Source organism: Streptomyces sp. NPDC022910 (assembly GCF_055561075.1).
Map to the genome: position 1 here is coordinate 46,917 of NZ_JBVHHL010000010.1, position 14,420 is coordinate 61,336.

Consider the following 14,420-nt stretch of genomic DNA (forward strand, 5'->3'; position numbering starts at 1 on the left):
TGCGACCGTAGCGGTTGACGTCACTCATCGGCATGGGTGCCAGGTCTACTTCTGCTGTCCGGACAGCCCCCAGGCGCGGGCCGTTCCGGTGGCCTCCACCACCCGTGGCCCGGCGGTCGGCCGCTGCCCGCGCCGGACCAGGAGGACGCTCTCGCCGCGCCCGAGCGGGACCCGCACGGCGTGTGGGCCGCTGGGCTGCCAGGGCCTGGGCCTGCCGTTCTCGTCGAGTACCTCGAAGGGGGCTTCGATGCCGTGGTCGAGCAGGAGCGGCTCGCCGGCCTCGCTGCGCACGCGGACCCAGTCGGTACGGCCGTGGCTGCGCGCGGCGTCGACGAGGAAGGCTCCGGGCGCGCGCAGGCCCGCCACCATCGCGTCCGGCCATTCCTGTGGGGTGGCCGGAAACACCCGCAGGGTGCCGCCCCAGGAGTCCAGCAGGAGGTCGACGGCTGCCTGCCCGGCAGCCAGCGGCACGGACACCGCCGTCTCGCCGACCGTCTCTCCCCCGCCCCCGCGGTAGAGCGCTCCGCCGCCCAGGTCCCCCAGGAAGTGCCTCAGGTGCGACAACGCCTCGCTCGCCTCACCCACCGCCGCGGCGAGGCCTGCGGCGGTGACGTAGGAGGAGCCGTGCCAACTGTCGCGCATCGAGGCCCATCGGGCGTAGCTGCGCCGTGCCGGTTCGCTGCGCGCCTGCGGGAGCCCTTCCCGCAGCGGGTGGAGCCACAGCAGGTGCGAGGCGTACGGGTGGGAGCGGGCGAGCGGGGCGCCGCGGCCGATCAATACGCCGTCGGGGCCGGTGGGGTACGGGGTGAGGCGGGCCACGATGTCGCGCCAGCGGTCGAGTTCCGTTTCCTCGAGGCCGAGCCGCCGGGTGGAGTCGATCAGCCCGGAGAGTGCCCAGCGCAGCAGCGCCAGACTGTGAGAAGCGTCGGGCACATCGGCGTAGTGCGGCGAGTGGGTGGCCGGAAGATGCAGCCGCCCGTCGGGCTCCGCCACGAGGAAGTGCGCGTAGAAGCCGACCGCCTTGCGCAACGCGGGGTGCAGCCAGTCGCGGAGGATGCGCTCGTCCATGCTTCTGCGGTACGCCGCCTCGACGGCCGGCAGTCCCCACGAGCTGATGGGGTCGGGGGCCCGGCCACCCTTGGAGCCGACGCCGGGCAGTCCGCCGTACAGATGGCTGTGGCTCGCCGTGCGCGGGCGGTACCCCGTGGCCGCGACCACCGGGTCGAGTCCGAGGTGGTCGGTGGTGCCGAGCAGGGGGTGGCCGAAGCCGGTGACGGGGGTGTCCCGGCGCAGTGCCGCCGCCGACAGATAGATCTGGGTCCAGTAGAACCGCTGCACGGTGCGGTCCGGTACGGAGAGGAAGCCGCGGCGGTAGTGGTCCTGCCACCAGCGGCGGTGCTCGATGTCGAGGCGTTCCGGGGCGGCGAGCGCTCGGCGGACCGCTCCGGCGTCGGCGCCCGCGACCAGGACCCGGGCCGGTCCGCGGGTCTCCTCCTGATACGGGAGCGGGTGGCCGGCGCGCGCGGCAGGCGTCCGCTGCCAGGCGGCTGCCGACTCCGCCCCCTCGGTGGTCAGACGGACCACCAGGACCGCGGCCGCACGGCACGAGAGCGGTGAGGTGCACCCGGCCGCGTGTGGTGGTGATGGTCGCCCTGAGCTCCGCGTGCCACAGGTCCAGCTGCCAGTGGTGCGCGGTGGGCGTCCCCGCGAGCCGCAGGACGATCCCGTCGGCCGGCGACCGCCATGCGTCCGACGTGCCCCGCACCTCGAACGCCAGGAGGTTCGGGGAGTCCCCGCGGCGGACCTGTACGCGCAGGGATCCGTCGCCGAGGCAGGGCGCGTCCTGCCAGTGCTCGGGCGGACGGTCCCAGATCATCCGGGCGTCCCGTACGGACTCCTCGTAGGGGTCGGTCCGTCGGGCCACGTCCGCGGCCCGGGCCGGTGCGCCGCCGAGTCCGACGGCTCCCGCCGCTCCCAGGCCGACGGCCGCCGTTCCCTGCAGGACCGTCCTTCGGCGCGGGGCGGTCATCGGTCACGCCCCGGAACGTTCCGCCCTTCCAGGGCGAGTTTCTCCAGTACGTCGACGGCGGCCGCGGGGCCGTTCAACCGGCCCATACGGGCGGAGAGTTCGTCCAGGGTGCGGCGGATGCCCTGGTCGGTCATCACCTCTTCGAGGGCGGTGACGAAGCGCGGTCCCTCGCTCTCGGCCGGCACGACGACACCCACGCCGGCGGCGGCGAGCCGACGGGCGATCTCCCGCTGATCGGCCGCCCGGGGCACGAGCACCATGGGCTTGCCGAGCGCGAGCCCCTCCAGGGCCGAGTTCATCCCGCCGTGCGAGAGGAAGGCGTCGCAGCGCCCCAGGACGGCGGACTGCGGCACGTACTGACGGGCGATCACGTTTTCCGGCAGCGGCCCCAGTTCGGCCGGGTCGGTGTGCGAGGTGGCGAGCACCACCAGCCAGCGGGTCCCGGCGAAGGCGTCGGCGATCTTGCGGAAGAACTCCGGTCCCCTGGTGAACATGGTGCCGGTGGACACGTACAGGGAGGGCTCGCGCTCGATACGGTCCCAGGGGAGGTCGTCCGAGTAGCCTGCGGCGGACCCGTCGGTGCCCACGGGTTCACGGCGCAGCGGTCCGACGAAGTGGAAGCGCTCGTCGAACGACTCCCGGGCGGGCTGGAGTTCGGGCACGGTGTTGACCAGGGCCTTCGCGGCTCCCGCCGTGACCCGTCGGCGCAGCCCGGGCTGGATCCGTGCGATGCCGAGCAGTTTGACCAGGGTGGCCGCGCGGGGGCCGAGGTGCAGGCGGACCTCGTCCAGGAGCACCTCTTCGCTGATGGCGTAGGTCACGTAGAAGGAGACGAAGGGCACGCCGGCCGCTTCGGCGGCGCGGATTCCCCAGATGGCCATGATGTCGGTGACGACGACGGCCGGATCCCAGGCCGGCCAGCGGCCGACGAGTTCCCTGGTCAGCCGCCGCTGCTCACGGAAGACGTCCCGGATCCGGCGGATCCGGCGCAGGCGGTGACCGAACGTCGGCTGTTCCGGTACGCCCCCCCGGGTCGCTCTCGTGCCGCAGGTCGACGGTGTGGAAGGGCAGTTCGTCGTCCCTGGGGGTCTGCCAGAGCCCCTCGGCGTCCTCGGTGAAACGCATGCGCACGGTCTCGGCCTCGGCGGAAGCCCGCCGCACGGCGTCGTGCAGGGCGGCGACATCGACGGCGCCGTCGATGTCGAAGCACACCCCGCAGTTGTAGAGCGGCTGCCCCGGCTGCAGTTGCTGGGCCACCCAGACGCCGAGCTGGGCGGCGGTCGCGGGTCGGCCCGCCTCGCGTATGTCAAACACCTTCGGCCCGCTCCTTCTCCAGTTCGCCCAGCACGAAGTCGACGAGCTCGCCGATGGTCTGGTGCTCCAGTGCCACGGTCGGCTCGAGCGGAACGCCGAGCCCGTCCTCCAGGTCCGCGGCGAGGGTCACCGCATACAGCGAGTCCAGCCCGTACTCGGCGAGCGGCACGTCCGGCAGAACCTCCGTGTGCGGCAGCCGGGCCTGCACGGCCACGTGCTGCACGACCCACTGCCGCAGCGCGTCCGCGGACCGCGGAAGGCGGGTGTCCTGAGCGCTTTCGGGCACGGTCATGTCGGGCCAGCTCCTCTCCACAGCCCGGTCCAACGGGCAGGGATCACAGGGGAGTTGGGACGTACCGGGAGGGGCGGCGGCTGCCGCCCGGGTCAGCCGGCGTACTCGGGACGCAGTTCTCCGGCGAGCCAGAGCCGGCGCATCTCGGCGCGCTGGATCTTGCCGCTGGTGGTGCGCCGCACCTGGCCGCGACGGAGCAGGACCACGTCTGCGACCCGTACGCCGAACTCCTCGACGACGGTCCTGCGGATCCCGGCGGCCAGTGCCCGCAGTGCGGCGGCGTCGGGCCGGCCGGCCACCTCATGGGTGACGATGAGGCCCTCCTCGGTGTCCTCCTCACCGTCCGTCCCGCCCGGCAACGGGGCAGTGAACACCGCTCCCACGGCACCGAGTTCCGCGTGCCGGGCTCGCAGCTCGTGCTCGATGTCCTGCGGGTAGAGGTTGCGGCCGCGCAGGATCAGCGTCTCCTTGAGGCGGCCCGTCACGAAGAGTTCGCCGTCCCTGACGACGCCGAGATCCCCGGTGCGCAGATAGCCGGCATCGCCGTCGGCGGTACGTGCCTCGAACGTCGCGCGGGTGGCGGACTCGTTGCGCCAGTAGCCGCGGGCCACGCTGTCGCCGCGCAGCCAGACCTCCCCCACCCGCCCGGCGGACAGCACCTCGTGGGTTTCCGGGTCGACGACCCGGACGTCGAAGTCGGCGGCCCGGCCGTTGCCGAGCAGCTCCCGGCCGGGAGCGGGGAAGGGCACCTCGTGGAACTCGTGGCGGGCCAGGCACTCCGTGTCGACGCGGGCGACGGCGGGCATCCGGTGCGCCGCTCCCGAGACGAAGACGGTGGCCTCGGCGAGCCCGTAACAGGGCGACGGCGCCTCGGGGTTCAGGCCGGCGGAGGAGAAACGCTTCACGAACCGGGCCACGGTGGCGGGGTGCACCGGTTCCGAACCGTTCACCGCATGGGTCCAGCGGGACAGGTCGAGCCGGGCGATCTGCTCGTCGCTCACCCGGCGGCAGCACAGTTCGTACGCGAAATTGGGCGCCGCCGACCAGGCGATGTCATAGCGGTCGATCATGCGCAGCCACTGGTAGGGGCTCTTGATGAAGGTGACCGGGTTCAGCAGCGCGCATGTGCTGCCCAGGAAGAGCGCGGGCAGGGTCTGCGCCATCAGGCCCATGTCGTGGTAGTGCGGGGCCCAGCCGCCGAAGCGGGTGCCCTCGTCGATGTCCAGGGCCCAGTACAGGGCCGAGGCGTTGGCGAGCAGGTTTCCGTGGCTGACCATGACGCCCTTGGGGTCACCGGTCGAGCCCGAGGTGTACTGGAGCAGGGCGATCGTGTCGTGCCCCGCGGCCAGCTCCCGCCAGCTGTCGGGGTCGGCCCACTCGTCCGCGTCGGTGGCCAGCAGGTCGAGGTCGGGCAGTTGCTCACCACTCAGCCACTCGGCGACGGCCGGCCGGTTGGCCGAGTCCGTGAGGACGGCCGTCACCTCGGCGTCCGTCGAGATACCCCGCAGACGTCGGCGCTCATGGCCGAAGGAGCCGGGCAGCGGCGCCGGAACGGCCACCATGCCGGCGTACAGGCAGCCGACGAAGGCGGTGATGAACTCCACCGGCGGGAAGAGCAGCAGGATGCGGGATCCGGACGGATACCGGTACTGCAGCTCGGCGGCGATACGGCGGGCATCGGCGTAGGAGTGGTGCAGGGCCTCGCCGCTCTCCGCGTCGCGCACCTGGATGACGGCGTCCTGCTCGGGCCGCTCCCGCACATGGCGGCGTATCGCTTCCACTGCGTTCGATATGTGACTGAGGCTGATCACGATACGCCGTTTCCTCCGTTGCGATAATTCACGTAACAGGACCACGACCGTCGGCCATAAGTTCCACAAAGGCGCTCCGGTTGACTTTCCGTATTCACCTCGGGCACCGACCCGGCGAAGCTATCCCGTATCTCTCAACACGTCAAGCAACCGTTTCCGGCGGACTCCTTATTGCTCTGTGAAGCCACAATCGATCTGCGTCTTTAGGCGCCCGCTTAACCATGGTGACCCCATGGTCGAGCCACTGGTAGCCTGCTTCAAGTTCTCCCGAAGCTCAACATCTGTGCAGCTCAGAGGCGGCCCGTGGTTCAGGAATCACTGCCGGAATATACCGCCGTGGAATTCAAAAGGCTCCACATTCTCGATTCGCAGCGCAGGCCGAGACAGAGGATGGAAGATGGCTAAGAGCGTAGTTGTGGTGGGCGGCGGAACGGCCGGCTGGATGACTGCTTCATACCTGCGGGCCGCATTCGGCGACCGCATCGACGTCACTCTCGTGGAGTCCAAGAACGTATCGTCGATCGGCGTCGGCGAGGCCACGTTCAGTACGGTCCGGCACTTCTTCGACTACCTCGGACTCGACGAACGCGAGTGGATGCCGGAGTGCCAGGCCACCTACAAGCTGGCGATCCGCTTCGAGAACTGGCGCGCCAAGGGGCATCACTTCTACCACCCCTTCGAGCGGCTGCGCGTGGTGGACGGGTTCCCGATCACCGACTGGTGGCTGCACACCAAGCCGGGCAACCGCTTCGACAAGGACTGCTTCCTCATCGCCTCGCTGTGCGACGCCAAGAGCTCGCCCCGCTACCTCGACGGCACCCTGTTCGAACAGGACTTCGCCGAGGACGGAAGCGACGGCCGCCAGTTCCGGACGACGCTCAGCGAACAGAACACGCAGTTCCCGTACGCGTACCACTTCGACGCCACGCTGCTCGCCAAGTACCTCACCAAGTACGGCACGGACCGCGGCGTGCGGCATGTGCTCGACGACGTCCTCGACGTCTCGCTCGACGAGCGCGGCTGGATCAGCCATGTGGTGACCAAGGAGCACGGGGAACTGCACGGCGACCTGTTCGTCGACTGCACCGGCTTCCGCGGCATGCTGCTCAACCAGGCCCTGGGCGAGCCGTTCCAGTCGTACCAGGACACGCTGCCCAACGACAGCGCGGTGGCGCTGCGGGTACCCGTGGACATGGCCGAGCGGGGCATCCGTCCGTGCACCACGGCCACCGCTCAGGACGCGGGCTGGATCTGGACCATCCCGCTGTTCGGGCGCATCGGCACCGGCTACGTCTACGCGAGCGACTACACCACTCCGGACGAGGCCGAGCGCACCCTGCGCGAGTTCGTCGGGCCCGAGGCCGCGGACCTGGAGGCCAACCACATCAAGATGCGCATCGGGCGCAACGAGCGCTCCTGGGTGAACAACTGCGTGGCGGTGGGCCTGTCCAGCGGCTTCGTCGAGCCGCTGGAGTCCACCGGCATCTTCTTCATCCAGAACGCCATCGAACAGCTGGTCAAGCACTTCCCGGGCGAGGGCGAGGCCGACTGGACGAACCTGAGCCGCTCCTACAACCGCCAGGTCGGCCATGTCATGGACGGCGTCCGGGAGTTCCTGGTGCTGCACTACTACGCGGCTGCCCGGCAGGACAACCAGTACTGGAAGGACACCAAGACCCGGCCGCTGCCGGACGCGCTCGCCGAGCGCATCGAACAGTGGCAGGCCAAGCTCCCGGACACCGAGTCGGTCTTCCCGTACTACCACGGCTTCGAGCCGTACTCGTACACCGCGATGCTGCTCGGCCTCGGCGGGCTCCCGGTGCAGGCGCCCCCGACACTGGCCTTCTTCGACGACACCGCCGCCGTGCGGGAGCTGCAGCTCGTGCGGGACCAGGCCGCACAGCTCGTCAGCCGGCTTCCTTCGCAGTACGAGTACTTCGCCCACCTGCACGGACTGCCGCCGGAGCGACGCGCCGCCCGGGTGCGATGAGCGTGCCCCACTGGCTGCCGCTCACCGGCCATGTCGCGCTGGCCGTGGTCGTGGTGCTGGCAGGTGCGCGGCTCGCGCACCTGCTCGCGCGGCGCACCGGCCAGCCGGCCGTGGTCGCCGAGATCGCCCTCGGCATGATCGCCGGGCCGCTGGTACTGCGGCTCGGCGGTGCGGACGCGCTGGACGTGGTGGTGCCCGCCGACGTCCACACCTGGCTGGACTACATCGGGCACGCCGGACTGGCCCTGTTCCTGGTGGGCATCGGCCACGAGCTCAGGAGCCCGTCCGTCTCGGTCAAGGGCCGTTCGATCCTCACGACCACCGCGGGAGCCCTGCTCGTGCCGCTGGTCTGCGGCGGTCTGCTCGCCGTGTGGGTACTGGCCGCTGATGACCCGGCCCTGCGCGGCCACGCTCCCGCGCCGGCGCTGTTCCTGCTGCTCACCGTGGGGCTGTCGGTCACCGCCGTCCCCGTCCTCGCCCGCATCCTGGTGGCGCGCGGCGTGGTGGACACCGCCATGGGGCGGCTGGCGATGGCCTCGGCGGTGGTGATCGACACGGTCGCATGGGTCCTGCTCGCCGTCGCCGTCGGCCTGGCCTCGGGCGGCTCCAAGAACGTACCTCTGCTCGTGCTGGTGGTGTCCGTCTCGGCCGCCGGGTACGTCGCGTTGCGCGTCGCGCTGCGCGGCGGGTCGGCCTCCCGGTTGGCGGCCGGACGTCCGCGTGGGACGCTCGTCGGCATCGCCGTGCTGGCCGCCGGGGCCGCGGCCGCCCTGCGGCACTGGGAGCTGCCCGACATCCTCGGGGCACTGCTGGTCGGCGCCGCCCTTCCGTCCGACGGACCCGACGGGCCCTGGTCCCGTGCCGTGCGCACTGTCTCCGGCGCCGGCCGCACGCTGGTGCCGGTGTTCTTCGTGACGACCGGACTGACCGTCTTCACCCGGGACTTCGACGGGATGCCGTGGGCCGCGATGGCCATGGCGGTTTCCCTGGCGATCGTCGGCAAGGTCTCGGGCACCTACGCGGGAGCCCGGCTCGGCGGGGAGTCCCACTGGGACGGGCTGCGTCTGGGCGTGCTGCTCAACACCCGCGGTCTGACCGAACTCGTGGTTCTCCAGGCCGGGTTCAGCGCGGGCATCCTCACCCCCGACCTCTTCCTCGCCCTGGTGGTGATGACGCTCGTGACCACGGCGATGACCGGCCCCGTGTACAGCCTCGTCGAGGCCCGGGCCGCCCGCGGCGGCGCCCCGGCGACCCCGCGGAAGAAGGAGATGGCCCGGCCATGACCGAACCCCTGCTCGACTCCCCCCAGGCGGTCGGGACGGCACCGCCCGCCGCCCCGGACTTCCGTTCCCTGATGTCCACCTTTCCGACGGGCGTCGCCGTGGTCACCACCATGGGCCCGGACGGCCGCCCCTGGGGCATGACCTGTTCCTCGGTGACGAGCATCACCACCGACCCGCCCACTCTGCTGGTCAGTCTGCGCAGGGGCAGCCCGACCCTGACCGCGCTGCAGCAGTGCTCCGCCTTCGCGGTGAACCTGCTGCACCACCGGGGCCGGCCTGCCGCCGAACTGTTCTCCTCGGGCGACCCGGACCGTTTCGACCGGGTCGCCTGGCGCGGTGGCAGCACTCTGGGCGGCCCTCATCTGCTCGACGACGCGCATGCCGTCGCGGACTGCCGGGTGGAGCGGACCCTCTCCGTCGGCGACCACATGGTGGTCTTCGGCGAGGTGTTCCGGATCGAGCGGCACCAGCCCACCACTCCCCGCCCCCTGCTCTACGGACTGCGTCAGTACCGGTCGTGGTCCGCCGCCGACCCGTTCGAAGGGGACGCCCGGTGACCGCAGCCGTCGAGGTCCGCCAACTGGTCAAGCGCTACCCCCGGCGGGATGTGAACGCCGTGGACGGGCTGTCGTTCACGGTCGCCCCCGGCGAGGTCTTCGGGCTGCTGGGGCCGAACGGGGCGGGCAAGACCACCACCGTGGGTGTGCTCACCACCCGGGTCCGCGCGACCAGGGGCACCGTGCGGGTGGCAGGTGTGGACGTGCGTCGTGAACCCGTCATGGCCCGGGCACAGTTGGCCGTGGTGCCGCAGGGCAGCAATCTGGACCGCGATCTGACACCTCGCCAGAACCTGCTCTTCCACGCCGCCTATCACGGCTTCTCGCGGGCCAGACGACGGGCCCGCGCCGCCGAACTGCTCGACGAGTTCGGGCTGGCGGAGCAGGCCGACGTCAAGGTCGACTGGTACTCCGGCGGCATGGCGCAACGCCTGATGATCGCCCGGGCGTTGATGCACGAACCACGGGTGCTCTTCCTCGACGAGCCGACCACCGGTCTCGACCCGCAGGCCCGCCTGTTCGTCTGGGAGCGGGTCCGCACCCTGCGCGAGCGGGGCGTGACGGTGGTGCTGACCACGCACGACATGAAAGAGGCGGCCGACCTGTCCGACCGGGTGGGCATCGTCGACCACGGGCGGCTGCTCGCGCTCGACACACCGGAGGTGCTCACCCGCGGTGTCTCCGGCCACTCCGTCATGGAGATCACGGCGGTTCCGGGTCCCGCGGACAGCGCCGACGAACTGCTCGCGGCGCTCACCGTCCTGGACGACGTCGAGCGCGGGGAGCGGATCGCGCAGGGCGTCCGGGACCGGCCCGGCAGTGTGCTGCTGCGGCTGTATCTCGCCAAGGAACCGGCGTCCCTGCTGGCACCTGTCGTCGCCGTCCTCGACTCCCGCTGCGCCGTACTGGCCGACGTCCGCCTCGGCGAACCCAGCCTGGAAGACGTATTCATCGAGCTCACCGGAAGAGGACTGCGATGACCACCGCGCAACCCACGGCAGCACCCGAGAGCGCCGGGCGGGGGGGGGGGGGGGCGGGCCCGCCCCCCCCCCCCCCCCGGCCGGGGGGGGGGGGCGGCCCCCCCCCCCCCCCCCGCCGCCCGTCCGTTGCCCGGGTGTTCCTCGCCATCCTGTGGCGTGACACCTTCGTGACCGGCAAGGAGTTCGGTCTCCTGCTCGTCCAGATCGCGCTCACGCCGCTGTTCATGCTCTTCATCTTCGCCAAGGTGCTGGGCACGCTGAACTACGTACGGCCGGAGTTCGGCGATCTGCTGCTGCCGGGCATCGCCGCGCTGGCCGCCTTTCTGACGGCGTTGCAGAGCGTCGCGTATCCCCTGGTGATGGAGTTCGGCGTCACAAAGGAGATGGAGGACCGGCTGCTGGCTCCGCTGCCGGTGTACATGGTGGCGGTCGAGAAGCTGCTCATGTCCATGGTGCGCGGGATGATCGCCTCGGCCTGCGTCTTCCCGATGGGGGCGCTGGTCCTGGGCGGCGCGCCCTGGCGTGCGTCCGGGGTACCGCTGCTCCTCGCCGTGCTCGCGCTGGGCTCCTGGGCCGGCGCCGCCATCGGCATCACGGTGGGCACCCTCGTCCCCCCGCACCGGATCAGCATCATGTTCGCGGTCATCATGGCGCCGCTGATGTTCACGGGTGCCACGCAGTATCCCTTGGTATCCCTGGACGAGATCGGCTGGTTCCTGGTGATCAGCGCCCTCAATCCGCTGACGTACGTCTCCGAGGGGATGCGGGCCGCCCTGGTGCCGTCCATTCCCCATGTGGAGCCGTGGCTGTGCCTGCTGGCCCTGACCGGCTACGCACTGCTGTTCACGGCCGTGGGCATCGTCGCCTTCCGGCACCGGGCGCAGAAGTGAGCCCGGAATTACAGCTGGGTCTACCCCAGGTCTCCAGTCAGCGCCCCTGCGGCGGACCACCTGCACAAGGTTGGCTTTGAGCATGACGAATTCGACTGACACCGTCCAACTGTGGTCCGTGACCAAGCAGTACGGCTCGGGGACGCAGACCGTCACCGCGCTGGACAATGTCACCACCACGTTCGCCCGCGGCACCTTCACCGCGGTGATGGGTCCCTCCGGGTCCGGCAAGTCCACGCTGCTGCACTGCGCGGCGGGCCTCGACCGCGTCACCGACGGCAAGGTGATCATCGATGACACCGATCTGAGCGACCTCGACGAGACCGCGCTCACCCTGCTGCGGCGTGACCGCGTCGGGTTCGTCTTCCAGGCGTTCAACCTCGTCTCGGCGCTCACCGCCGAACAGAACGTCGCCCTGCCGCTGCGCCTCGCCGGGCGCAAGCCGGACCGGGGGGACCTGATCGCGGCCCTCACCGAAGTGGGTCTCGGGCACCGCGGCCCGCACCGCCCCAGCGAACTCTCCGGCGGCGAGCAGCAGCGGGTGGCCATCGCCCGGGCCCTGATCACCCGCCCCGCCGTGCTCTTCGCCGACGAACCGACCGGCGCCCTGGACACCAAGACGTCCCGTGACGTGCTGGCGCTGCTGCGCGGCGTCGTCGACCGCCACCAGCAGACGGTGGTCATGGTCACCCACGACCCGGCGGCCGCCGCCTACGCGGACCTGGTGCTGCTGCTCGCCGACGGCCGGATCGTGGACGAACTGCGGGGCCGCAGCACCGTCGACACGATCGCCGCCCGTATGGCCGCTCTGGAGGCCGTCGCATGCTGAGTCTCGCCACCATCCGCCAGCGCTGGGTGTCCTTCATCGGGACCTTCACCGCCCTGTGCCTCGGCGTGACCATCCTCTGCATGACCGCGCTGGTGCTCGCCTCCGCCACCCCCGAGGCGCCCAAGCGCTACGCGGGCACCGAGGTGCTGGTGCAGAGCCCCGGAGCCGACCAGTCGGACGGCACCTTCACCGAGAACCTGCCCTGGTCGCCCGAGCGCACCAACAAGCTGGTCACCGAGCTGAGTTCGGTGCCAGGTGTCGCCGCGGCGGTGCCCGACCGGTCCTTCTACGCCCAGGCAGTGGTCGACGGCAAGCCGGTGGACGACCCGGGCGGGGAGCTGCGCGGTCACCCCTGGGCCAGTGCGGCGCTGGCGCCGGACAAGCTGACCTCGGGCCGCGCCCCGCAGGCGGACGACGAGGTCGCCCTGGACAAGTCCCTCGGTCTGGCCCCCGGTGCCTCGGTGACCCTGCTCACCGCCAAGGGACCGGCCCCGTACACGGTGTCCGGCACGGTCGACTCCGATGCCTTCTACCTCACGGACGCCGCCGCCGAACCCCTGTCCGGCGGTGTGCGGGTCATCGGCCTGGTCACCGACAAGGGCGCGGACGCCACCGCGGTGGCGAGCGCGGCCGAGAAGGTCGTGGGCAAGGACGACAAGGTGCTCGCCGGCGGCGGCCTGACGGACCTGGAGGCCAAGACCGCGGCGAAGACCCGCTGGATCGGCATGCAGATCCTGATCGCCATGGCCGGACTGACCGCGTTCGTCTCCATCTTCGTGGTCGCCTCGACGTTCGCGTTCAGCATCGTGCAGCGGCGCCGGGAGTTCGGTCTGCTGCGCACCGTCGGCGCCACTCCGCGCCAGATCCGCCGGATGATGTACGGCGAGGCGCTCGGCGTGGGGGTGGTGGCGGCGACGACCGGGCTGGTCCTGGGCTCGGTGCTCGCCCCGGTGCTCGGCGGTCTGCTGGTGGACGGCGGCCTGGAGCCGGCCGGCTTCACCGTGCGCATGCAGGCGCTGCCCCTGATCGGCTCCTTCGCGCTCGGTCTGCTGGTCGCCCTGCTCGGAGTCTGGTCGGCGTCCCGGCGCGCGGCCCGGATCGCCCCGCTGGAGGCGCTGCGCGAGGCCGCGCTGGAGAAGCGGCCGATGACGCGTGGCCGGTGGATCGGCGCGGTCGGCTTCACCGCCTTCGGACTGATCCTGGTGCTCGTCGCGGCCGGCAGCTCCTCGGACGAGATGATCAACAACGCGCTGTACGCGGCGATGGCCCTGATCGTGGGCCTGACGCTGTTCGCCCCGGCGGTCATCCCGCTCGTGGTCAAGGCCGTATGGTGGCCACTGGGCCGACTGCGGGGCGCCACCAGCATGGTCGCCAGGGAGAGTTCGCTCACCGCGGTGCGGCGCACCGCTTCGACGGCGGCACCGGTGCTGGTCACCGTGGGCTTCGCCGTCCTGATCGCCGGCATGTTCCAGATCAAGGCCAGCGGTTACGCGCTGGAGGAGACCGTCCGCCAGGACGCGACGTCCGTGGTCACCCCGAAGGGCACCCCGGGCCTGACGGACGCCGCGGTCGCCACGGTGTCCGACGGGGCGTCCCTGCTGCCCACCCAGCTCTACGTGGGAGGCACCAACCACATCGGTGCGATGGGTGTGAGCGAGGGCGCCTTCGAGAAGGCGCGGGAGAAGATGACCGTCAAGTCCGGTTCGCTGGACGGCCTCCAGGGCCAGAACACCATGATCGTGCGGTCCTCGACCGCGGCCTGGCTCGGCTGGACCACCGGACGGACCGTGCCCGTCACGTTCGAGGACGGCAGGACCACGAAGGTCGAGGTGGTCGCGGAGATCACGGACGACTCGTCGACGGCCAGCGTGCTGCTCACCCGTGACACGGTGCGCGCACACTCCCCCTCCGCGCTCACCGAGGTCGTGTACGCGACCGGCTCGCAGCGGCCCGTGGTGCCGGTCGAGCTCGGCGCGGAGGCCCTGAGCACGTCCGACTACGCGGCACGCACGGACGCCGAGGACGACCGACTGGTGCAGATCTTCCTGATCATCCTGATCGGGATGTCGCTCGGCTACACCTGCCTCGCCATCGCCAACACCCTGATGATGGCGACCGCCGACCGCGCCGGGGACTTCGCGGTGCTGCGGCTGTCCGGGGCGACCCGGCGACATGTGCTGCGGATCGTCGCCGCGGAGTCGGCGCTCTCCGTGGGCATCGGCGCCGTACTCGGACTGGGCATCGCACTGGTCACCCTGCTCGGTATCAGGTCGGGACTGTCCGCTCAGCTCGGCACCCAGGTCAATCTCAACCTGCCCTGGCCGACGATTCTGCTGACGGTCGGGCTGTGCCTGGCCCTGGCGCTGGTCTCCAGCGTCCTGCCGGCCCGGATGGCTCTCCGCAGGACCGGTGCCCGGGCCGCTGCCTGACGGCCCTCAGACTGGT

The 14,420-nt window shown here is 71.2% G+C and carries 12 protein-coding genes; 7 read left to right on the forward strand and 5 right to left on the reverse strand.

Annotated features, from left to right (window positions below; all coding sequences use genetic code 11):
* Positions 1 to 45: 45 nt before the first annotated feature.
* From ACZ3TS_RS12520 to ACZ3TS_RS12540, 5 genes are all read right to left on the reverse strand, one after another.
* Entirely contained in the window at positions 46 to 1,584 is a 1,539-nt protein-coding gene (locus ACZ3TS_RS12520) for a glycosyl hydrolase family 95 catalytic domain-containing protein (protein ID WP_467616633.1), read from the reverse strand.
* A gap of 441 nt (positions 1,585 to 2,025) precedes the next feature.
* The gene (locus ACZ3TS_RS12525) at positions 2,026 to 2,910 is read right to left on the reverse strand and encodes a nucleotide disphospho-sugar-binding domain-containing protein (RefSeq protein ID WP_467616636.1); all 885 of its coding nucleotides are present in this window, start codon (positions 2,908 to 2,910) and stop codon (positions 2,026 to 2,028) included.
* A gap of 73 nt (positions 2,911 to 2,983) precedes the next feature.
* Positions 2,984 to 3,343: a condensation domain-containing protein gene (locus ACZ3TS_RS12530; RefSeq protein WP_467616638.1), complete on the reverse strand. Its 360-nt coding sequence runs from the start codon at positions 3,341 to 3,343 to the stop codon at positions 2,984 to 2,986.
* Positions 3,336 to 3,635: an acyl carrier protein gene (locus tag ACZ3TS_RS12535; RefSeq protein WP_467616641.1), complete on the reverse strand. Its 300-nt coding sequence runs from the start codon at positions 3,633 to 3,635 to the stop codon at positions 3,336 to 3,338. Before ACZ3TS_RS12535 ends, ACZ3TS_RS12530 begins: the two co-directional genes overlap by 8 nt.
* Before the next feature lie 92 nt (positions 3,636 to 3,727).
* On the reverse strand, positions 3,728 to 5,446 hold the full coding sequence (locus ACZ3TS_RS12540) for a fatty acyl-AMP ligase (protein WP_467616643.1): 1,719 nt from the start codon (positions 5,444 to 5,446) through the stop codon (positions 3,728 to 3,730).
* A 397-nt stretch (positions 5,447 to 5,843) separates the two neighbouring features.
* Between ACZ3TS_RS12540 and ACZ3TS_RS12545 the strand changes: the two genes are divergently transcribed.
* The 7 genes from ACZ3TS_RS12545 to ACZ3TS_RS12575 all read left to right on the forward strand — a co-directional run bounded on the left by ACZ3TS_RS12545 (position 5,844) and on the right by ACZ3TS_RS12575 (position 14,404).
* Positions 5,844 to 7,436, forward strand: coding sequence for a tryptophan halogenase family protein (locus ACZ3TS_RS12545; protein ID WP_467616645.1), 1,593 nt, complete (start codon positions 5,844 to 5,846; stop codon positions 7,434 to 7,436).
* A complete protein-coding gene (locus tag ACZ3TS_RS12550; RefSeq protein ID WP_467616648.1) occupies positions 7,433 to 8,719 on the forward strand; it encodes a cation:proton antiporter in 1,287 nt (428 codons plus the stop codon). Before ACZ3TS_RS12545 ends, ACZ3TS_RS12550 begins: the two co-directional genes overlap by 4 nt.
* Positions 8,716 to 9,276, forward strand: coding sequence for a flavin reductase family protein (locus tag ACZ3TS_RS12555; RefSeq protein WP_467616650.1), 561 nt, complete (start codon positions 8,716 to 8,718; stop codon positions 9,274 to 9,276). Before ACZ3TS_RS12550 ends, ACZ3TS_RS12555 begins: the two co-directional genes overlap by 4 nt.
* A complete protein-coding gene (locus tag ACZ3TS_RS12560; protein ID WP_467616652.1) occupies positions 9,273 to 10,256 on the forward strand; it encodes an ABC transporter ATP-binding protein in 984 nt (327 codons plus the stop codon). Before ACZ3TS_RS12555 ends, ACZ3TS_RS12560 begins: the two co-directional genes overlap by 4 nt.
* 134 nt (positions 10,257 to 10,390) lie before the next feature.
* On the forward strand, positions 10,391 to 11,146 hold the full coding sequence (locus ACZ3TS_RS12565; RefSeq protein ID WP_467616654.1) for an ABC transporter permease: 756 nt from the start codon (positions 10,391 to 10,393) through the stop codon (positions 11,144 to 11,146).
* Positions 11,147 to 11,228: 82 nt separating this feature from the next.
* Positions 11,229 to 11,975 carry an ABC transporter ATP-binding protein gene (locus ACZ3TS_RS12570; protein WP_467616655.1) on the forward strand — a complete coding sequence of 249 codons (747 nt, stop codon included), beginning with the start codon at positions 11,229 to 11,231 and terminating at the stop codon, positions 11,973 to 11,975.
* Entirely contained in the window at positions 11,969 to 14,404 is a 2,436-nt protein-coding gene (locus ACZ3TS_RS12575) for an FtsX-like permease family protein (protein WP_467616658.1), read from the forward strand. Before ACZ3TS_RS12570 ends, ACZ3TS_RS12575 begins: the two co-directional genes overlap by 7 nt.
* The last annotated feature ends 16 nt before the right edge of the window (positions 14,405 to 14,420 follow it).

Coding starts and splice junctions, on each gene's coding strand:
- ACZ3TS_RS12535 (WP_467616641.1), bottom strand. CDS start 3,635: ATGACCGTGCCCGAAAGCGCTCAGGACACCCGCCTTCCGCGGTCCGCG.
- ACZ3TS_RS12575 (WP_467616658.1), top strand. CDS start 11,969: ATGCTGAGTCTCGCCACCATCCGCCAGCGCTGGGTGTCCTTCATCGGG.
- ACZ3TS_RS12550 (WP_467616648.1), top strand. CDS start 7,433: ATGAGCGTGCCCCACTGGCTGCCGCTCACCGGCCATGTCGCGCTGGCC.
- ACZ3TS_RS12545 (WP_467616645.1), top strand. CDS start 5,844: ATGGCTAAGAGCGTAGTTGTGGTGGGCGGCGGAACGGCCGGCTGGATG.
- ACZ3TS_RS12555 (WP_467616650.1), top strand. CDS start 8,716: ATGACCGAACCCCTGCTCGACTCCCCCCAGGCGGTCGGGACGGCACCG.
- ACZ3TS_RS12525 (WP_467616636.1), bottom strand. CDS start 2,910: ATGGCCATCTGGGGAATCCGCGCCGCCGAAGCGGCCGGCGTGCCCTTC.
- ACZ3TS_RS12570 (WP_467616655.1), top strand. CDS start 11,229: ATGACGAATTCGACTGACACCGTCCAACTGTGGTCCGTGACCAAGCAG.